Origin of the sequence: Thalassovita mediterranea (assembly GCA_019448215.1) — a bacterium.
Classification (GTDB): Bacteria; Pseudomonadota; Alphaproteobacteria; order Caulobacterales; family Hyphomonadaceae; genus Henriciella.
The window spans coordinates 3,027,660-3,045,589 of sequence record CP080408.1; the positions used below are offsets into that span (position 1 = coordinate 3,027,660).

Sequence of the window (17,930 nt, forward strand, 5' to 3'; positions counted from 1 at the left end):
TCAGTGCACCTCAGCCCATGCCAGCAATCACCGGCTGCCCGAACAGGATTTCATGCAGGCCAAAGATCATCGCACCCCAGATGATAAGCCCGATCAGCACCGCCAGAACATCCCCCATCACCGACACCTTGGCATCCGGCGGCAAACCATTGTCTCCGCGCTTTTTCAGCATGATCCGGTCAAACACGGCATAGGCGAGGAAACTGCCGAAAAGCAGAATCGAATTGAGCTCTCCATTGGCGAGAAGGTGGCCGAGTGCCCAGACCTTCACAGCCACCAGCATCGGGTGTTTCAGCGTCTTCTTGATGTACCCGGCAGGCACATAGGCCGCGACCAGAATCGGCATCGCGATCAGCTGGATCAGGATGTTGAGATGAACGGTCCAGACCGGAGGCTGCCAGATAATGGCTGCCGGGCGCATCGCGCCATAGCCCCAGACGATCAGGACAAACCCTGCAATGGAAACGAGCGTGTAGAGACCCTTGTACGGGCCCTCCCCCAGCTTCGCCTCGATCCGCTTTTCCGGCGCCCTCGTTCTCAGCGCCGAATAGATATGCGCACCAAAAAACAGCGCGATCCCCGCCAGCATATAGACCATGCCTGCCTCCCCTTTTCTTATGGTGGCAGAATGGCTCCAAAGCGCGGCGCCAGCAAGCAGGTTTCCGATGCGGCAATTCGCTTGACGCCAGCGCTTGCCCCCGCCCCCGGCGGGCGCCAAGAGTGACGCCATGACAAAGACGGACACTCTCGCCCTCATCGCAGGCGGCGGCATTGGCGGCCTCACCGCTGCGCTCTGCCTCGCGCGCGCCGGCTGGACGGTCGACGTCTATGAGGCCGCAGACGCCCTCACCGAAGTTGGCGCAGGCCTCCAGCTCAGCCCGAACGCGATGAAAGTCTTCGACACGCTCGGCCTGTCAGGCGAGATCGCGGAGCGAGGCTTTGCCCCCGAAGCGCTGGAGCTACGGCTCGGCCAGTCCGGACGCCGCGTCTTCTCTGTTCCGGTGAATCAGCGGGCTGACCCGGCTTGGGGCGCACCCTATATCCAAATCCACCGCGCCGACCTGCTCGATATTCTGGCTGAGGCGGCGCGCGCGAACAGCTCCATCAACATTCATCTCGGCGCGAAAGCGGCGGGCTACGAAACCGATGGCGCGACCGGGTGCCTTCTGCTTGAGGACGGAACGCGCGCGACGGGGCAGCTGATTCTTGGGGCCGACGGTCTCCACTCCACCTTGCGCAAACAGATGCTGGGCGATGTCCCCGCCCGCTTCACCGGCAATCTCGCCTGGCGCTTAACTGTCCCGCTGGACAAGCTGGCGTCGCCGCCTCCACCCACTGCCTGCGTCTGGGCAGGCCCTGGCCGCCACGCTGTCACCTATCGGCTGCGCGGTGGCATGCTCGCCAATTTCGTCGGCATCGTAGAGCGCCATGACTGGCAGGGCGAAAGCTGGACCGAACAAGGCACGAAAGCCGAAGCGCTCAGCGACTTTTCAGGCTGGGACGACACGCTGACGGAACTCATCGAGGCCGCCGACAGCCATTATCGCTGGGCGCTCTTTGACCGCCTGCCGCTCGGGACATGGTGCGACGGCTCCGTCACCCTGCTCGGCGACGCCTGCCACCCCATGCTGCCATTTCAGGCGCAAGGCGCAGCCCAGGCCATCGAAGACGCCTATGTGCTCGCCAGCAAGGTCAAAGCAGGCGGCGATATACCCGCCGCCCTGCGCAGCTATGAGGAGGCGCGCAAGCCGCGCACCTCCCGCATTCAGGCAGCCTCACGCGCCAATATGAAGACCTTCCACAAGCGCTCGCCCGCGGAACAGGCAGCGACCTATGGGCCCATGTGGATCGCGGGCCAGCTTCTGCCCGGCGTGGTTCGTTCACGCCTCGACTGGATTTACGGCCACGACGTTACAGCGACGGGTCGATAATCACCCGGCCGACAACGCGGCGCTCTTCCATCTCGGCGAAGGCCTTGCGCCAGTCATCGAGGCTATAGACGCCATGCGCGTGCGGCGTGACCGACTTGTTCTCGATCAGCTTCCAGACCGCTTCCATATTCTCACGGCCCTTTTCCGGGAACTGGCGGCCATACTCACCTGCGCGCACGCCGACGACCGAGAAGCCCTTGATCAGTGGCATGTTCACTTTGACTTCTGGAATCCGGCCGGACGCAAACCCAACCACCAGAAGCCGCCCGTCAAACGCGATACAGCGGACGCTCTCATCGAACACATCCCCGCCCACCGGGTCATAGATCACATCGGCGCCGCCATCGGTGATCTCCTTCACCGTCTCACGGAAGCCGTTCGAAGAGTTGATCACCGCATCGGGCGCATACTTCTCCTGAATGACTTTCAGCTTCTCGTCGCTGGACGCCGCGGCAATCACTTTGGCGCCAAGATGCTTGCCAAGATCCACCGCCGCGAGGCCCACGCCGCCCGCCGCCCCATGCACCAGCAGCCACTCGCCCTTCTGGATATTGGCCCGGCGCACCAGGGACACATAAGCCGTCAAATAGGCGGACCCGACCGACGCAGCTGACGAAAAATCAAGGTGCTGAGGTATCTTCCTCACCGTCGCCGCGCTGTAGGTGTTGTACTCCGCAAACGCTCCGCCAAGGCGGCTCGTCACCACGCGGTCGCCGACCGCAAACCCGCTCACACCATCGCCCAGCGCCGCGATTTCGCCAGACACATCGCCGCCCGGAATGAATGGCAGGTCGGGCTTATGCTGATAACCGCCCTGCGTCATTAAAAGGTCTGGAAAACCAAGGCTTCCGGCCCGTATCTTCAGAAGTATTTCGCCCTTCCCCGGCTGAGGCACGTCGATCTCCTTCAGCCGCACCCCTTGGTAATTCTCGCTGAGTTCTTCAACCTGAAGGGCTCTCATTTTCTGGGGCAGGCTCATCATTTTCCTCACGCTTCATCGGATCTTCGACCTATCTAGAGACCGCATGCCAGCTCGGCCATGTTGACGCGACGGCCACCGGTCAGTCCGCCGCCAATTGCGAGCTTGCCTGCAGGTCGCCAAGCCCCGGAAAACCCGGTATGGGCTGGCCGATGACGCACGCCCTGCCTCTCTTGATTCACGGCCTTCTCGCCACAGGCATTGCCGTTTCAGCCTGGCTCTTCGCGCCGCCCGGCATGCTGCTCCTGACGCTTGCGATGGGGGCAGTCCTCCTTGCGCTTGCCAGTATCGACTGGCGCACCTTCATCCTGCCAGACCCGCTCAACGCGCTTCTCGCACTGCTGGGATTGCTCATGGTCTGGCAGCATGCCCGCACCGACTGGCTGCACCATCTGATCGGCGCTGCAGCCGCCTATCTCGCACTCCTCGGAATTGAGCTCTTCTACCGCCATGTGCGCGGCATAGACGCGCTCGGCCGCGGCGACGCAAAGCTCGCCGGCGCACTCGGCCTCTGGCTCGGCTGGCAGGGCCTGCCCTTCCTCTTCCTCATCGCCGCCGGGTCGGGGCTTATCGCCGTTCTCATCCATTCAGGCCTTCTGCGCCGCAAGATCACCGGCGACACCCCCATCCCCTTCGGCCCCTGGATCGCGCTCTCCGGCTGGATCTGCTGGCTCGCACTACCCTCATTCGCGCTCGGCTGACCCGGTCTCGGAACGCTCCCCCGCCAAAAACTGTTTTACCTTAGAGCGCCATGCCGCTCAGAAAGGGTAAGGCCATGAGAAACAGACAGGACGAAACCGCCCGCAAGGATACGCTCGACGAGAAGGCGAAACCGCGCACGACGCCGCCAACGGACGATCAGATCGAACAGAAGAAAGCCGAGCGCCGCTCAGGTGACTTTCCGCCCGCCTCCGCACCTGAAGACGACGACATCGAACAGGCTGTCGAACGCGAGATCTGGGACAGGCTGAAGGCAGAGCCCATCAACCGCCGCAGGGACGCGAGTGAAGATTAACTCTTCAGCCGAATATGTGGGACCGCCGGTGTGAGTCTCGTCGGCTCCCTAGCAGAAGCGGACGCGGAATGACTTCATGGGAAGAAATGGTTCCCGCTGGCCCTCTGTGACCAACCATGCATCCGTAATCTCAAGCAGCCCTGTCCCGCAAATAACCGTCGGCCGCCCCTCGCGCATGAAGATGACCTTGCCGACGTCGCGGATCTCGCAGTGGACATCCTCGACAACCTCAACATTCTCGACGATCAGCTCCTGGCCTTTCGACGTCCTGCAACGCGCGCCCAAATAAGGCGAGCCAACCGCATCGACGAGGCGCCGGATCTCCTCAGCGCTATTTGACCAGTCGATGGCGTAGTCGTCATCGTCCCGCCAGATCGAATAGGTTGCGTTCGCCTCTTTCTGGGGAACCCCGACAATCTCCTCGCCAGCAGCGATCCTCGCGGCGATGTTTTCGGCGAGATCACAATAGTTTCGATTGTTCAGCTCGATCGCCTCGGCAATCTTGAGCGGATAGGTGACGGGGCTCGTCTGCTGCCCGATGATATGCCCGCGGTCATACTCGCTGGCGCCGAATAGCGCCGTGACGCCGATTTCTTTCTCGCCATTGACCAGCATGTTCACCAGCGGCGCAAAGCCCCGATAACGCGGCAGCGGCGAGTCATGGAAGACGATCAGGCGCTCGACCGGATGCCTGATGAGCCACCGCCAAGAGATCGCGAAAACATACTCATCGCCTCTCAGCGCCGGTTCCGCGCCCCTGAAGTCAAATGCGATCCCAGCAGCACGACAGTGCTCAGCGATGTCTTCGCTGAAATCATTCTCGATATTGGAGTCCTTGCCGATCACGACGCGTTCGATCACGCCAGGATAGGTCGAGGTCAGCCGGCGGAGGACCTCAAAGCCCTTCTGCGTCATGATGTAGAGTACGGCGCTGCTCATCCTGTTCCCCTCCAGTCAATCAGCAAGTCTGGCCCTATCGGGTGGTCCCTATTCCCACTCGATGATGAAAGAACTGATAAATCGGTATAAAAACAAGCACTTGCGAAAAACCTGTGGAAAAGTACCGTCGTCGATTCCGGCAATATAATTCGGTAGGCAAATCAAATGATGCATGCAACTCGCATCGTTGCAGTTGACCCGATTCCGATGCACGGCCTGACCTTAGCCGAATTACAGTGGCGACACCATTTCACACTGACGTCAGCATTGCCTGACTGAGCCGAAGTAGTGTGATGTCCAACCACAGCGTTCGGCAAGTTACATTACCTCGGACAGAAACCCACCTTGTCCGAGGTTTTGGGACATCCATAGGCGCTACCAGCCCCTAGACCGACACACTCGCCGGATCGCGGTCCTCTCGCAGTTGAGCAGATCGGGGCGCAAACCATCATCATGCGTAACGCCGCCGCCAAAAACCTCGTGGGCTCTGGCAAGCCGACCGGCACGGTCTTTCAGGCGCTGCGCTATCTTGGCAAGGATGGGATCGATGCCGATATCGTGGCGCGCCTCGCCAAGACGATTGACGCCGACACGCGCCGCGCGCTGCTCAAGGATGCCTTGCAGGCCCCCGGATGGATGCGACCGGTTGGCCAGCAGACTGCGGCAGCCTGACGGTGGATGGGTTCGCGCGAGAAACCGCAGCCATCCGCGCGGAGGCTTTCAGGAGACGGCTGCCCGGATGGGCGTTCGGCCTCCCATCATCGAGAAAGACTTCTGGGTCTGCTGGACGATCAAGTGCGCTTTCTCACTTGGCGACAGGATACCCGGCCTGATCTTCAAAGGCGGCACTTCTCTCTCGAAAGCCTATGGCCTGATCCGCCGCTTCACCGAAGAGGCGACGCCAATCTATGTGGATGATCTGCGTCGCTGTTGCGGTCGACCTCGCCAGAGATGGAATAATGATAGGATCGGTTTCGGCTGTAACAGTTAGCTTTCTATCGTCATTGGCGCCTGCCAAGTGCTGGCAGACACTCCGGAGGGCTATTCGGTAGTAGCGAACTTGAGGGAGAAAAATGTGCCGCGAGGCAGACGCAATGGAGTGTCGCTCTCCTTTCCCTCCAATTGTCTCGGATCGGCGCTGATTGCCTGATTTTATCTGCGGGATGCGCTTGATGCCACAAAATATGTCGCCCTGAGCTTCGTGGCCGGTCTGCTGACAGTAGCCGCAGCAGAAGACATGCTCAAGGAAGCGCACCAAGCTGCATGCGATACGCAAAGTTCAATGCTCTCTTTCGTGGGTGGTTTCGCGCTGTTCGCACTCGTCTCTGCCGGCCTTAGAACCGTCCTCAAAAATCCGGGTCTGCTTTCCTTGTTCTGAACCTCTCGCTGTGGAGGCTCAGCAGCCACGGGCCCATGACGCGGCCTCGCCGGTTGCACCGGGATCGAAGCAGCGCATTTCGGCACTGGTCAGTGCACTGGCGAGCGCACTGCCCCATTCTATCCACTTCCGGTCGCCAATAACAGCGATGCGGTCGAAATCGTAGCGGTGCGCAGTATCCATTTTCAGATCCTCACACAGTGCGCCAAACCCCTCATAACCATCGAAACCGGTCAGATCGACGACCAGGCCCTTTCCTCCTTTGGCGATACTGTTGTGAAGCAAGGCATGCATTTGCCGCATATCTTCCTCGGTCAGTTTGCCCTCGCAGACGATCCCGAGGACATCATCGTATTCTGCTAATGTTTCTTTAAACATAGGCCTATTCCTTTCCTTGAGAATTCGAATGCCCGTAAATACCAGCGTTTCGGTGGGCATGATCTTCGTGCTCGAACTCAAGACTCGAATGAGCAATTCCGAAGCGCTCATTCAGGCGCTCCTTGATCGCGGCCTTGACGGTCTCGATTCGAGACCAGTTTTCCCCTGATACAACCACATGACAGTCAAGCGCTGTCTCATGCTCCTGCATCTGCCAGAGATGCACATGATGGACATCCACGACACCATCAACACTTCGCATCGCCTCAATGACGGCACCGTTGTCAATGTCCGGCGGACTTCCCAGCATTAACATATGGATCGGCCCGCCGATTTCGCGGAACGACAGATAGAGAATGTATACCGCGATACCGATCGTCACGAGCGGATCGACCAGTCTCCAGTCATAGAGAAGGATGAGCGTGCCGCCCGCGACAACAGCAACCGACGCAAGCGCATCCGACAGATTGTGCAGAAAGAGTGCCCGGATATTCACGCTCCCTTTCTGCATCGAATAGGTCAGAAGCGCTGTCAGCGTATCGATGACCAGCGCAACAACCCCGAGAATGACCACTGTCCATCCGCCGACGGCCGGCGGATCAATGATTCGCATGACACCCTCATACACCAGATAGAGGCCGATAATGATCAAGGAGGTATAATTGATGAGGGCTGCAACGATTTCGATGCGGCCATACCCAAAGGTCATCCGCTCATCAGCTGGTCGCCGCGCAATCTTGCGCGCAGCGAACGCGATGACAAGCGACGCCATGTCAGAGAAATTGTGCAGGGCATCGGCGATGAGCGCGAGGCTGCCGGAGAAAACACCTCCGACAACCTGCCCAATAGTGAGTAGTGCGTTTGCCCAGATAGCAATGGACACTCGACGATCACCGCTCTCGGGATCAAGACCGTCATGATCATGGGCGTGGCTCATGATCGGCCTCCTCTTCCAGCACATTGCGCTTGCACTCGAGATAGGCGCGTCGCCGCGCGTCTACCGCGTTTTTGACACGGCTCTTTGACGGTATCAGGCCGCATTCTTCCCGCACCTTTGCCGCCTGCTCACTTGAAAGGGACGCCATCGCGTTACCGAAACTCCCACAGCCCGTCAGGGCTGCGAGAGAAACGGACATGATCGCGACGCGAAGGTCACGATGGATGAACATGTTCGGCCTCCAGCAAGGAATGGTGAGCTTCCGGTTTCGGGGCGAACCAGCGATGAAGGGCTGGCAGGACCAGAAGCGTCAACACGGTCGATGAGACGAGCCCGCCCATAACGACCGTTGCTAGCGGCCGCTGGACTTCCGCCCCGACACCGGTTGCGAAGAGTAACGGCGCCAGCCCGAGTGCTGTTGTCAGTGCCGTCATCATCACCGGACGTGCCCGTAAGCCTGCCGCCTCGACCGCGAGCGCATCGCGGTCCCGGCCTTCCCGGGCAAAATCGTCCATGAAACTGACAAGCACCATTCCATTGCCAAGCGCGATGCCGAACAGGGCAATGAAGCCGACCGTCGCGGGCACGGAAATGGGCAGACCGGCAATCCAGAGCGCCATCGCCCCGCCGGTCAATGCCAGCGGAATGTTGAGCAGGATCAGTATGGCCGACTTCATGCGCCCGAAGGTCAGAAGCAGGATCAGGAACACGATGCCGAGCGTGATCGGGATCACGACCGCAAAGCGCTCATTGGCCTCCTGCTGCAGCTCGAACTGGCCGCCCCATTCGACCCGGTAGCCGGCTGGAAGGTCGAGCTGGTCGGCGACGACCTCCTGCGCATCGGCGACATAACTGCCAATATCGCGCCCCCGCACATTGAGCTGCACGGTAATGAAGCGCTCACCATTTTCGCGGGTGATCTGCCGGGGACCAACGATTTCCCGGATATCGGCCACGCTTTCGAGCGGAATGCGCGCGCCGCTGGCCGATTCCAGAATGATCCGTCCAATGGCCTCGGGCGTATCCCGGTCCGCCTCGGCATAGCGCACGATGACAGGGAACTGACGAACGCCTTCGAAAACGGCCCCCGCCTCGGCCCCGCCGACACCGGAACGCAATGCATCAAGGGCATCCTCCACACTTAGGCCGTAACGGCCAAGCGCCGGACGATTGAGCGAGACCACAAGCTGCGGTGCGCCGGTGATCTGGTCGGCCTGGACGTCGGTTGCCCCCGGCACGTCCTGGAGGATCGCCTGCAGCGCCTGTGATCCCTCAAGCAGAACCTCCGTATCAGGCCCGAAAATCTTGACCGCTAGTTGCGCCTTCGTGCCGGTGAGAAGTTCATCGACCGACATCGCGATCGGCTGACCGACATTGACCCGGACACCGGGGAAGCTGCCGAGATTGTCGGATATGGAGGCGCGAAGGTCATCCGGAGTCATCCCTTCTCGCCAGTCACTTCGCGGTTTAAGTGCCACGAAGGCTTCGATGCTGTTGACGGGGTCGGCATGCGCACCGACTTCCCCGCGTCCGATACGGCTGACGATCGAGCTGATTTCCGGGAATGTCTCAAGCAGACGGTTCTCGATCCGGGTCGAGGTCTCCTTCGCTTCGGTGAGCGATATGGATGGCGCCATTGTCACCCTGAGCAGGACGTCACCTTCTTCCAGCGCCGGTGTAAACTCCGAGCCAAGCCGGGTTGCCGATAAGCCCCCAACGAGAAGCAGGACGCCCGCGAGCCCGATGGCCGCAAGGCGTCGCCTGACAAAGAAGGCCGCGAGCGGCCTGATGCCGCGGGTCAGACGGCTGTCGCCTTCCTTTTCGTTCCTTTTCGGCGCGCGCATCAGGCCAAGCGCCATGGCCGGGGCAATAAGGGCCGCATAAATGAGCGACCCCGTCATGGCGAGCGCCGCGGAGGCTGCGAGCGGGCGGAACGTCTTGCCCTCAGTGCCCTGTAGAGAGAACAAGGGCAGGAAGACAATGATCACCACCGCCACGGCAGCGATCAACGGCGCGATCACCTCAGCGCTCGCACGCGCAACGGTGGTACGGCTGTCTTCGCCGTCGCGTCGTTCACGGAAGCCGCGATCGACGTTTTCAGCGATCACAATCGCCCCGTCGACCATCATGCCGATGGCGATGGCCACCCCGCCAAGCGTCATCAGATTGGCACCGATACCTAGGGCATTCATCGCGACGAAGGCAAAGCCGACAGAAAACGGAATCGACATCACCACGACCAGGCTCGGCCGCCAGCCCCCGAGGAACAGGAAGACGATGACGGCGACCAGAAGCGCGCCTTGCCAGAGCGCGGTCGTCACGGTGGCCGCTGCCTTTTTCACCAGGGTGCCCTGGTCATAATAAGGTACAGCCTTCACCCCTTCTGGAAGCGAGGCGTTGATCTCTTCAAAGCGCGCCTGCGCGTTCTCGATGACTTCCGAGGTATTGGTGCCATAGAGTTTCAGCACCAGGCCAGCGACCGTCTCGCCATTGCCATTGGCGGTTGCAAGGCCCTGCCGGACGCCCCCGCCGATCGCAACTTCACCGAGATCAGCAACGCGAACCGGACGCCCATCCACTGTTTTCACGGGTGTCTCACGCAGGTCGTCAAGGGTTTTGGCCAACCCGACACCGCGTACCGTATATTGTTCGGCACCGATTTCGATGAACTGGGCCCCGGCAGTCCTGTTTGCGCTCTCCAGCGCATCGATCACTTCGCTGACGCTCAGATCGTAAGAGATCAGCTGATCGGGATCCAGGCGAACCTGGTATTGTTTCTCGAAGCCACCGAGCGACAGAACCTCGGTCACGCCTTCGACAGACTGGAGCGGATACTTGATCATCCAGTCGGCAATCTCGCGCAATTCGACGAGAGACCGCTCACCTGTCTCGTCCACGAGACGGTAATACATAATGATACCGAGACCGGTCGAAATCGGCCCCATCTTTGGCGTCCCGAACCCGTCGGGTATGGCTTCGCCCGCTTCGCCGAGGCGTTCGCCAACCACCTGCCGGGCAAAATAGACGTCGGTGCCATCCTCGAAATAGATGTTGATAACGGATAGGCCAAAATTCGAAGTGGAGCGGATTTCCTCCACCTTGGGCAGGCCGGACATCGACGTCTCGATCGGATAGGTCACATAGCGTTCGACCTCTTCCGGCGAAAGGCCTTCGGTCTCCGTGAAGACCTGGACCAGTGAAGGCGATGGATCTGGAAAAGCGTCAACGGGCAGGCTGCGAAAGGCAAACAGGCCGCCGATGGAAAGGGCGAGTGCGGCGATGGCGGCCAGCAGCCGGCCACCCGCAAGGCGGTGCATCAGATTGATCATTTGCAGGTCTCCTAGTGTGCGTGGCCGTCGCCGAAAGCGTCTTTTTCAAGCTGTGCTTTCAGCGTGAAGGCACCCTCGATGACGAAGGCTTCGCCCGCCTCCAGACCGGAGACGATCTCGGTATAGCCCCCAGCGCTGTCGCCTGTGCGCACCTCGCGCGGTTGGAAACCGTCATCTGTTGGAACGAAGACCGAGATCCTATCCTCGACACTGACAAGCGCATCGGAGGGTACGCGCACCACAGACCGCGCCTCTCCCGTCTCGATCCGGGCGGTCACGAACTGACCGGGTTTCAATCTGTGTTCGGCATTGTCGACGATGACACGTGCCGTCGCGGTACGGGACGTCTCAGCGATAACCGGCAGGACGGTCGAAATCTTTCCTTCGGCCAGCCTCTGGCCGTCCTCCCGCTGAAGGACCACGGTCTGGCCTTCCTCGACTTTTCCGAGGTCTTCCTTGTAAACCGCGATATCTGCCCACACGACGCTGTCATCGATGATGACAAACATGGGCTCGCCGCCAGCCGACACGGTTTCGCCAAGCGAGATCCTCCGCTCTATGATCTCACCGGTTATCGGCGCGGTGAGATAGGCCTGTGCCAGGGCGCCATCCGCAGCTTCATCCAAACCGTCCAGTACACTATGACCAATGCCTACGGCATGTAGCCTGCTTTCGGCCGCCTCCCGGGCGGCATTCGCCGCCGAAAACGACGCACGCGCCGACTGCACATCTGCTTCAGAGGTGATTTTCTGTTTCCAGAGGTTTTCCTCACGCGCAAGTTCCGCCTGCGCGAGGCGCTCCGCGCTCAGCGCATTCAGATAATCGGCCTTGAGCCCGGCAAGCTCACGGCTGGTCAGGCGGGCCAGCGTTGTTCCGGCTTTCACCGTATCGCCCTCACCTGCATAAAGCTCGGCGACAATGCCTTCGACCTGTGGCGAGACCCTGGCGACACGGTCCGCATCGAAGCGGATTTCCGCGGGCAGTTCCAACAGGCCCGAAACCGTCCCGGTTTCGGCTTGCGCAGTGTGGATTCCGACCGCTTCAGCCGCCTCAGCACTCAGCTCGACATGATCGCCATCTTCTTCATGGCCTGCATGTTCGCCGTCGGCTTCTTCATGCTCATCATCGGTTTCGAGGGCCGTCTGATTTGCGTCAGACGAAGCAGGCGCGCCATTGCCACAGGCCGCGAGATATAAAAACGCCGGCGAAAGTATTGCCGCGTAGAAAAGGTTCTTTTTCATTGGGATTCTCCTTCGAACGGTGCAGCGCCAATCAGGGCGCGCAACCGCAGGGTTTGTGTCTGGAGCGCCAGTCGGGCATCTATCACCTTGGCGCGGGTTTCGATCAGGCTACGCCGTGCATCGAGCGTGGCGGTGAGGTCGAACTTGCCGACCCGATAGCCTTCGGCGGCTGAAGCGTAGGCATCTTCGGCCAGTGGAAGGGCTTCACCCTCGAGACGCTGCAAGCGGGATTTTGCGGCCCGCACCTGCGCGGCGAGGCTCGCCTGCTCGGCTCTCAGCCTTGCCTCGACCGCCCGTGCATTGAGTTGCGCCCCTTCGGTGCGAATCCGGGCGGCCCGGGTAGCGTCCTGGTTGCGATCGAAAACAGGCAGCGGCAGGCTCACGCCTGCCAGGAAAGCACTGTCTCCGGTGTCCTCGAAGCGCCGGACGCCGGCAGAGACGGTGACATCCGGCCAAGCGCCCGCCCGTGCACGGTCTGTCGCTGCCGCTCTGGCATCGGCACCGGCTTGCGCCGCCTGCAATCTGGGATGGGTGCCGGGGGCGGAGTCTGGCTCCGCTGTGCCTATCGCCAGTCCGGATGTCTCCGGCTCGGGCAGGACAAAATCCACCTCGGCACTACCCCAGACCGACGCGAGCGCGAGCGCACGCGCCTCGGCCTCGCCACGGGCAGCATCGGCGGCGGCCTTAAGACTTGCCGCTTCGGACCTTGCCCGGGATAGCTCCGGCGGGGCGGCAGCGCCAGCATCGACGCGACGCTCTACGACGCTGGCAAACTCCTCGGCCAGTTTGGCCGATGCGTCCGCCACGTCCGCCATTTGGATGGCTGCCTGCAAATCCAGAAAGAGTTCGCCCGCGAGCCTCTGGGCTTCCAGCCGCTGAAGGTCGCACTCTGCGCTTGCAAGCGCGGCCTCGGCTCTTGCGGCCCTCTCGGAAAGGCGACGCTTGCCGCCGAGCCGGAAGGTCTGCTCCAGCGCCAGCGTCGTCTCATAGGCTCCGAAACCTTCGAGACCGCCGGTGCCTGCGAAATTCTCCGTCTCCACAGAGATCGATGGGTTGAGCCACCGGCCCGCCTGATCGGCATCCGCCGAAGCGGCTCTGGCCTCCAGCGCGGCCGTCAAGACTTCCGGTGCGGCATGGCCCGCACGGGCAACCGCACGTTCCAGCGTTAATGGCCGGGTTTGATCATATTCAATTGTTCCTATGGGTACAGGTGCGCACCCCTGGGCATGGGCCGCCCCGACCATGGCCGACAGGGCCGTAGCGGCGACAGCGCCGCATAGCAAATTCCTCATTTCGGATAACTTCCTCGTCTAGAGTCAACGACAGTGCAGCCGGAGCAGCACAGAGTTTTGGTGTCGTTGGTCTAAGCGCGGGGAGGACGGTAAAGACCGTCGGGACCGAGGCTCGCATGGGCTGCCTGTCCCGGATAGAGCCGCTTTGTCTGAATTTCAGGCTGAATGGCGGCGCCGAAATCGCCGCCGCCTATCATGTGGACATGACAGCTGCCGCAATGATGGGCCTTGTGTTCGTGTCCATCATGCGAGGGTTCCTCGCCGAACCCGTCCTGCGAAAGCTCGGCATCGGCGCATATCAATGTATCGTTGTCACCAGCATGCATCGAATCCGCCGCGGCACTCATGGGCGCAACAACGAAAGCGACCGTCATCACCATGACGATCAATGTTCGCATGTGCCTTATGATCCTGGACAGATTCATATTATAAACTTAGCAGCTTTCCGTGATAAGCGAGTTAATTACTACAAGGTCAATTCCTATAACCTCTCCAGTCACTGTAGGGTCAAGCCCTAAATTGACGGCGGTTTCGCAAGAACCTCTTGTCCGCCATGTTCGTCATGCAGGCATCCCTCATGATGGCCCAGCGCCGCGAGCACCGAGCAGGATGCGATTTTTCCGGCCTCGCATGAAGACAGCATGCGTTTGAGTTCCGTCTCAAGGGACTTGAGTTGCGCGATGCGGCGCTGAACCTCTCCAAGCTGGTGCCGGGCGATCTCATCGACGCGCTCGCAGTCCTGCCCCGGGTCGACCTGAAGCGCGATCAGTTCGCGGATCGTCTCGACCGGGAAACCGAGATCGCGGGCGTGCCGTATGAACGCGAGCCGTTCGACCGCGTCTTCGGTATAGAGACGCTGTCCAGACTCGCTGCGATCCGGTTCGTCCAGCAGGCCGATAGACTCGTAGTAGCGAATTGTCGTGACCAGCACGTCCGTCGCCTTCGCCAGTTTTCCAATCGTGAAGCGCATAATACATCCTTGACCCTACAGTGGCTGTAGACTGTAGACTCTCATCTCCGAAATTGGAAGAGCAGGTTTTATCCATGTCCAACTGTTGCGAGAGCAAGACCTTTGACGGCACATCCCCCGCCTACAGGCGCGCGCTCTTTGCCGTTATCGCCATTAACGCCGTCATGTTCGTCGTCGAAATCTCAGCCGGGTATCTTGCGCGTTCACAGGCCCTGAAAGCGGACGCTCTCGACTTTGGCGCCGATGCGGCGACCTATGCGATCAGCCTAGCTGTTATTGGCATGAGCGCGTCCGTGCGCGCAAAGGCGTCCTTGTTCAAGGCAGGTTCTCTGGCCCTGATCGCACTGTTTATCCTCGGCTCGACACTCGCCCGCATCTTTGCAGATGGTGCGCCGGAGACCCTCACGATGAGCCTCATTGGCGCCATGGCGCTTGTCGCAAATTTGGTGAGCGTTCTGATCCTGCTGCGCTGGCGCGACGGGGACAGCAATGTCCGCTCGGTCTGGCTCTGCTCGCGCAATGACGCAATCGGCAATGTCGGCGTGATCGGGGCTGCGGGGCTTGTCGCCCTGACCGGTTCGCCCTGGCCTGATCTTATGGTGGCCGCCGTCCTCGCCGGGCTGTTCCTGCGCTCGTCCTGGTCGATCACACTTCAGGCGCTGGGCGAGCTTAAATCCGGACCCCGAAGCGACGGCCATCCTGTGGAGGCCGGGCGTTGACGCTTCGTGTTCCTCCTGTTCTGCAACTTGCGGCTTTCGGCCTGACCGCGTGGGCTGCAGCAAAGCTGTTTCCCGGTCTGTCTTTCCGGCTCGGAACGGTAGGCACTATTGGCGTTGTCGCACTTGCCACCATTGGCGCAGTGATCCTGCTTGCCTCCCTTGGCACGTTCCGCAAATCAGCAACAACGGTGAACCCCATCCATCCAGGAGCCGCAACAAGTCTGGTTACAGGCGGGCTCTACCGCTACACACGCAATCCAATGTATCTCAGCTTTGCAATACTACTTACTGCGGCCGCGTTTTCCTTCCAGAACTATGCCGCGGCGTTGATGCTGGCGCTGTTCATCAGCTCCATGACAATCCTGCAGATAAAGCCTGAAGAGCGGGCTCTCCATGCGCGGTTCGGTCCAGCGTACGAAGTCTATCGCGATCAGACCCCTCGGTGGCTGTAACGACGTCGGGCGCGAGCCGCAACGGATCGCCAGAGCAAGGCTGGGGCAAAGCCCGAACCAAATGGTATTCTTGATTATACCCCACTGGGGTATTATTTGTTGCTAAGATTAGCCCTCCTACCTGGAGACATTGCCATGTCATCCGACCATACATCCCCCCACGGCCATTCATGCCATCATGAGCATGCCGCGCCGGACAAGCCGGACGGCGCCTACGACAATATCCCGGAGGGCTATTCCGGCACGGTCTGGACCTGTCCGATGCATCCGCAGGTCCGCGAAACCTCCAATACTGGCTGCCCGATCTGCGGCATGGCGCTGGAACCGGAAACGGTCACAGCCGAACAGGATACGAGCGAACTCGACGACATGACGCGCCGTTTCTGGGTGTCGCTCATCTTCTCCGGCCCGCTGCTCGCCTATGTCATGGGAGAGATGATCCCGGGCAGCCCACTCATGGACTGGGTGGACCCCAGCGTGAGTGTGTGGCTGCAGGCGGTCCTGGCGACACCCGTCGTTGTCTGGGCTGGCTGGCCGTTCTTCATGCGTGGCTGGCAGTCGGTCAAACGCCGCAGCCTCAACATGTTCACCCTGATCGCCATGGGCGTCGGGGTCGCCTATCTCTACTCGCTCGTGGCGACTTTCGCCCCCGGCATCTTCCCGGACTCCTTCCGGGGCCATGGCGGCCATGTCGCGGTCTATTACGAGGCCGCCGCCGTCATCGTTACCCTCGTCCTGCTCGGACAGGTGCTGGAGCTCAGGGCGCGCAATGCCACCTCGGGCGCCATCCGCGCCCTGCTCGAACTGGCACCGCCGACGGCCCGGCGCATTGCCGAAGATGGCAGCGAGCAAGAAGTCGATCTCGCTGACGTCCAGGCCGGTGACCGGCTGCGCGTGCGTCCGGGAGAGAAGGTGCCGGTCGATGGCGACGTGGTGGAAGGCCATTCCTCCGTCGATGAATCCATGGTCACCGGTGAGCCCGTGCCGGTGGAAAAGGCCGCCGGCGACCGGCTGACCGGCGGCACGGTCAACGGCACCGGATCGCTGGTCATGAAGGCCACGCATGTCGGCGAGGAGACGCTGCTCTCGCAGATCGTGCAGATGGTCGCCGCCGCTCAGCGCTCGCGCGCACCGATCCAGCGGCTGGCCGACATCGTGTCCTCGATTTTCGTGCCAACCGTCATTGCCGCCGCCATCATCACCTTCATCGTCTGGGCCCTGTTCGGACCGGAGCCGGCCATGGCCTTTGCCATCGTCAACGCTGTTGCCGTGCTGATCATTGCCTGTCCGTGCGCGCTCGGCCTTGCCACGCCAATGTCGATCATGGTCGGCACCGGAAAGGGCGCCTCCAACGGCATCCTGATCAAGAATGCCGAAGCGCTGGAAACGTTTGAGAAGGTCGACACCGTGGTCGTCGACAAGACCGGGACGCTGACACTCGGGCGTCCGGAGCTCGTGCTGGTCCAGCCGGCCGAAGGCTTCGACGAGCCAGCGCTGCTGGGACTTGTCGCTGCGGTGGAGCGCTCGAGCGAACACCCCCTGGCCGAAGCCATCGTTCGCGGTGCCGAGGCGCGTAACGCCCCTGTCCACACAGCGGAGAATTTCGGCTCTGTCACCGGCGAGGGTGCGCAGGCGACCGTCGACGGCCGGCCGGTCGCCATCGGCAACCGGAAGATGATGCAACGGATCGGGGCATGGGCCGAAGATCTCGGCGCGGATGCGGACACGTACCGGTCGGAAGGCCAGACGGTGATGTTCGTGGCCGTCGATGGCAAGCCCGCCGGGCTTGTCGCCGTTGCAGACCCGATCAAGGACACCACACCCGAAGCCATTCGCCGCCTGCACGCCGAGGGCCTGAAGATCGTCATGCTGACCGGTGACAGCGAAGGCACGGCGAAGGCTGTGGCTGCGAAGGTCGGGATCGACGAGGTGCATGCCGACGTCTCGCCTGAGGACAAGCACCGCATCGTGTCCGACCTCCAGAAAGCCGGGGCGCGCGTCGCCATGTGCGGTGACGGTATCAACGATGCCCCCGCGCTCGCCCAGGCCGATGTCGGCATCGCCATGGGGACCGGTACCGACGTCGCCATGGAAAGCGCTGGCGTGACGCTTGTGAAAGGGGACCTGATCGGCGTGGCCAAGGCGCGCGAGCTCAGCCATGCGACGATGAGGAACATTCGCCAGAACCTGTTCTTCGCCTTTATCTACAATGCGCTTGGCGTGCCGGTGGCGGCGGGTGTCCTGTACCCCTTCTTCGGACTGCTGCTCAGTCCTATGATTGCAGCGGGCGCCATGAGCCTTAGCTCTGTTTCCGTGATCGGAAACGCGCTGCGCCTCAGAACACTGAAACTTTGACCTGACGGAGAAATA

General features: G+C 61.2%; 19 protein-coding genes. 8 read left to right on the forward strand and 11 right to left on the reverse strand.

The features are described from left to right. Nucleotides 1-10: 10 nt before the first annotated feature. Nucleotides 11-598: an NnrU family protein gene (locus KUV46_14825; protein QYJ00590.1), complete on the reverse strand. Its 588-nt coding sequence runs from the start codon at nt 596-598 to the stop codon at nt 11-13. Between the two features lie 130 nt (nt 599-728). Here KUV46_14825 and KUV46_14830 point away from each other — a divergent pair, with 130 nt between their 5' ends. After that, nucleotides 729-1,931 (forward strand): FAD-dependent monooxygenase, encoded by a 1,203-nt coding sequence (locus KUV46_14830; protein ID QYJ00591.1) that lies wholly within the window; start codon nt 729-731, stop codon nt 1,929-1,931. Here KUV46_14830 and KUV46_14835 read toward each other — a convergent pair. Then, entirely contained in the window at nt 1,912-2,913 is a 1,002-nt protein-coding gene (locus KUV46_14835; protein QYJ00592.1) for an NADPH:quinone oxidoreductase family protein, read from the reverse strand. The genes KUV46_14830 and KUV46_14835 overlap by 20 nt on opposite strands. Before the next feature lie 137 nt (nt 2,914-3,050). Between KUV46_14835 and KUV46_14840 the strand changes: the two genes are divergently transcribed. Together KUV46_14840 and KUV46_14845 are read left to right on the forward strand one after the other, a co-directional pair. Next, a complete protein-coding gene (locus KUV46_14840) occupies nt 3,051-3,611 on the forward strand; it encodes an A24 family peptidase (GenBank protein QYJ00593.1) in 561 nt (186 codons plus the stop codon). A gap of 74 nt (nt 3,612-3,685) precedes the next feature. After that, nucleotides 3,686-3,925: a hypothetical protein gene (locus tag KUV46_14845; GenBank protein ID QYJ00594.1), complete on the forward strand. Its 240-nt coding sequence runs from the start codon at nt 3,686-3,688 to the stop codon at nt 3,923-3,925. A gap of 48 nt (nt 3,926-3,973) precedes the next feature. Here KUV46_14845 and KUV46_14850 read toward each other — a convergent pair whose 3' ends face one another. Further along, nucleotides 3,974-4,864 carry a hypothetical protein gene (locus tag KUV46_14850; GenBank protein ID QYJ00595.1) on the reverse strand — a complete coding sequence of 297 codons (891 nt, stop codon included), beginning with the start codon at nt 4,862-4,864 and terminating at the stop codon, nt 3,974-3,976. A 453-nt stretch (nt 4,865-5,317) separates the two neighbouring features. On the opposite strand from KUV46_14850, the gene KUV46_14855 reads away from it, so the two are divergent. Both KUV46_14855 and KUV46_14860 read left to right on the forward strand, forming a co-directional pair. Beyond that, nucleotides 5,318-5,536 carry a hypothetical protein gene (locus tag KUV46_14855; GenBank protein ID QYJ00596.1) on the forward strand — a complete coding sequence of 73 codons (219 nt, stop codon included), beginning with the start codon at nt 5,318-5,320 and terminating at the stop codon, nt 5,534-5,536. A gap of 67 nt (nt 5,537-5,603) precedes the next feature. Then, the gene (locus tag KUV46_14860; protein QYJ00597.1) at nt 5,604-5,855 is read left to right on the forward strand and encodes a nucleotidyl transferase AbiEii/AbiGii toxin family protein; all 252 of its coding nucleotides are present in this window, start codon (nt 5,604-5,606) and stop codon (nt 5,853-5,855) included. 405 nt (nt 5,856-6,260) lie between these two features. Here the strand turns inward: KUV46_14860 and KUV46_14865 are convergent, their stop codons facing one another. The 8 genes from KUV46_14865 to KUV46_14900 all read right to left on the reverse strand — a co-directional run bounded on the left by KUV46_14865 (nt 6,261) and on the right by KUV46_14900 (nt 14,389). Further along, a complete protein-coding gene (locus KUV46_14865; protein QYJ00598.1) occupies nt 6,261-6,620 on the reverse strand; it encodes an STAS/SEC14 domain-containing protein in 360 nt (119 codons plus the stop codon). A 4-nt stretch (nt 6,621-6,624) separates the two neighbouring features. Beyond that, entirely contained in the window at nt 6,625-7,557 is a 933-nt protein-coding gene (locus tag KUV46_14870) for a cation diffusion facilitator family transporter (GenBank protein ID QYJ00599.1), read from the reverse strand. After that, a complete protein-coding gene (locus KUV46_14875; protein QYJ00600.1) occupies nt 7,541-7,789 on the reverse strand; it encodes a hypothetical protein in 249 nt (82 codons plus the stop codon). Before KUV46_14875 ends, KUV46_14870 begins: the two co-directional genes overlap by 17 nt. After that, entirely contained in the window at nt 7,773-10,886 is a 3,114-nt protein-coding gene (locus KUV46_14880; protein ID QYJ00601.1) for a CusA/CzcA family heavy metal efflux RND transporter, read from the reverse strand. The genes KUV46_14875 and KUV46_14880 overlap by 17 nt, the downstream gene beginning before the upstream one ends. An 11-nt stretch (nt 10,887-10,897) precedes the next feature. Then, on the reverse strand, nt 10,898-12,127 hold the full coding sequence (locus KUV46_14885; protein ID QYJ00602.1) for an efflux RND transporter periplasmic adaptor subunit: 1,230 nt from the start codon (nt 12,125-12,127) through the stop codon (nt 10,898-10,900). Next, nucleotides 12,124-13,419: a TolC family protein gene (locus KUV46_14890; protein QYJ00603.1), complete on the reverse strand. Its 1,296-nt coding sequence runs from the start codon at nt 13,417-13,419 to the stop codon at nt 12,124-12,126. The genes KUV46_14885 and KUV46_14890 overlap by 4 nt, the downstream gene beginning before the upstream one ends. Before the next feature lie 71 nt (nt 13,420-13,490). Next, the gene (locus KUV46_14895; protein QYJ00604.1) at nt 13,491-13,817 is read right to left on the reverse strand and encodes a hypothetical protein; all 327 of its coding nucleotides are present in this window, start codon (nt 13,815-13,817) and stop codon (nt 13,491-13,493) included. A gap of 116 nt (nt 13,818-13,933) precedes the next feature. Then, a complete protein-coding gene (locus KUV46_14900; GenBank protein ID QYJ00605.1) occupies nt 13,934-14,389 on the reverse strand; it encodes a helix-turn-helix domain-containing protein in 456 nt (151 codons plus the stop codon). 74 nt (nt 14,390-14,463) lie between these two features. Here KUV46_14900 and KUV46_14905 point away from each other — a divergent pair, with 74 nt between their 5' ends. From KUV46_14905 to KUV46_14915, 3 genes are all read left to right on the forward strand, one after another. Further along, complete coding sequence (locus KUV46_14905; GenBank protein QYJ00606.1) at nt 14,464-15,108, forward strand: cation diffusion facilitator family transporter; 645 nt, start codon at nt 14,464-14,466, stop codon at nt 15,106-15,108. Continuing rightward, the gene (locus tag KUV46_14910) at nt 15,105-15,560 is read left to right on the forward strand and encodes an isoprenylcysteine carboxylmethyltransferase family protein (protein QYJ00607.1); all 456 of its coding nucleotides are present in this window, start codon (nt 15,105-15,107) and stop codon (nt 15,558-15,560) included. The genes KUV46_14905 and KUV46_14910 overlap by 4 nt, the downstream gene beginning before the upstream one ends. 135 nt (nt 15,561-15,695) lie before the next feature. Beyond that, complete coding sequence (locus KUV46_14915) at nt 15,696-17,915, forward strand: copper-translocating P-type ATPase (GenBank protein QYJ00608.1); 2,220 nt, start codon at nt 15,696-15,698, stop codon at nt 17,913-17,915. Nucleotides 17,916-17,930: the final 15 nt, after the last annotated feature.

Coding starts and splice junctions, on each gene's coding strand:
- KUV46_14915 (QYJ00608.1), top strand. CDS start 15,696: ATGTCATCCGACCATACATCCCCCCACGGCCATTCATGCCATCATGAG.
- KUV46_14890 (QYJ00603.1), bottom strand. CDS start 13,419: ATGAGGAATTTGCTATGCGGCGCTGTCGCCGCTACGGCCCTGTCGGCC.
- KUV46_14875 (QYJ00600.1), bottom strand. CDS start 7,789: ATGTTCATCCATCGTGACCTTCGCGTCGCGATCATGTCCGTTTCTCTC.
- KUV46_14900 (QYJ00605.1), bottom strand. CDS start 14,389: ATGCGCTTCACGATTGGAAAACTGGCGAAGGCGACGGACGTGCTGGTC.
- KUV46_14905 (QYJ00606.1), top strand. CDS start 14,464: ATGTCCAACTGTTGCGAGAGCAAGACCTTTGACGGCACATCCCCCGCC.
- KUV46_14845 (QYJ00594.1), top strand. CDS start 3,686: ATGAGAAACAGACAGGACGAAACCGCCCGCAAGGATACGCTCGACGAG.
- KUV46_14880 (QYJ00601.1), bottom strand. CDS start 10,886: ATGATCAATCTGATGCACCGCCTTGCGGGTGGCCGGCTGCTGGCCGCC.
- KUV46_14830 (QYJ00591.1), top strand. CDS start 729: ATGACAAAGACGGACACTCTCGCCCTCATCGCAGGCGGCGGCATTGGC.
- KUV46_14840 (QYJ00593.1), top strand. CDS start 3,051: ATGGGCTGGCCGATGACGCACGCCCTGCCTCTCTTGATTCACGGCCTT.
- KUV46_14870 (QYJ00599.1), bottom strand. CDS start 7,557: ATGAGCCACGCCCATGATCATGACGGTCTTGATCCCGAGAGCGGTGAT.
- KUV46_14825 (QYJ00590.1), bottom strand. CDS start 598: ATGGTCTATATGCTGGCGGGGATCGCGCTGTTTTTTGGTGCGCATATC.
- KUV46_14855 (QYJ00596.1), top strand. CDS start 5,318: ATGCGTAACGCCGCCGCCAAAAACCTCGTGGGCTCTGGCAAGCCGACC.
- KUV46_14865 (QYJ00598.1), bottom strand. CDS start 6,620: ATGTTTAAAGAAACATTAGCAGAATACGATGATGTCCTCGGGATCGTC.
- KUV46_14860 (QYJ00597.1), top strand. CDS start 5,604: ATGGGCGTTCGGCCTCCCATCATCGAGAAAGACTTCTGGGTCTGCTGG.
- KUV46_14835 (QYJ00592.1), bottom strand. CDS start 2,913: ATGATGAGCCTGCCCCAGAAAATGAGAGCCCTTCAGGTTGAAGAACTC.
- KUV46_14885 (QYJ00602.1), bottom strand. CDS start 12,127: ATGAAAAAGAACCTTTTCTACGCGGCAATACTTTCGCCGGCGTTTTTA.
- KUV46_14895 (QYJ00604.1), bottom strand. CDS start 13,817: ATGCGAACATTGATCGTCATGGTGATGACGGTCGCTTTCGTTGTTGCG.
- KUV46_14850 (QYJ00595.1), bottom strand. CDS start 4,864: ATGAGCAGCGCCGTACTCTACATCATGACGCAGAAGGGCTTTGAGGTC.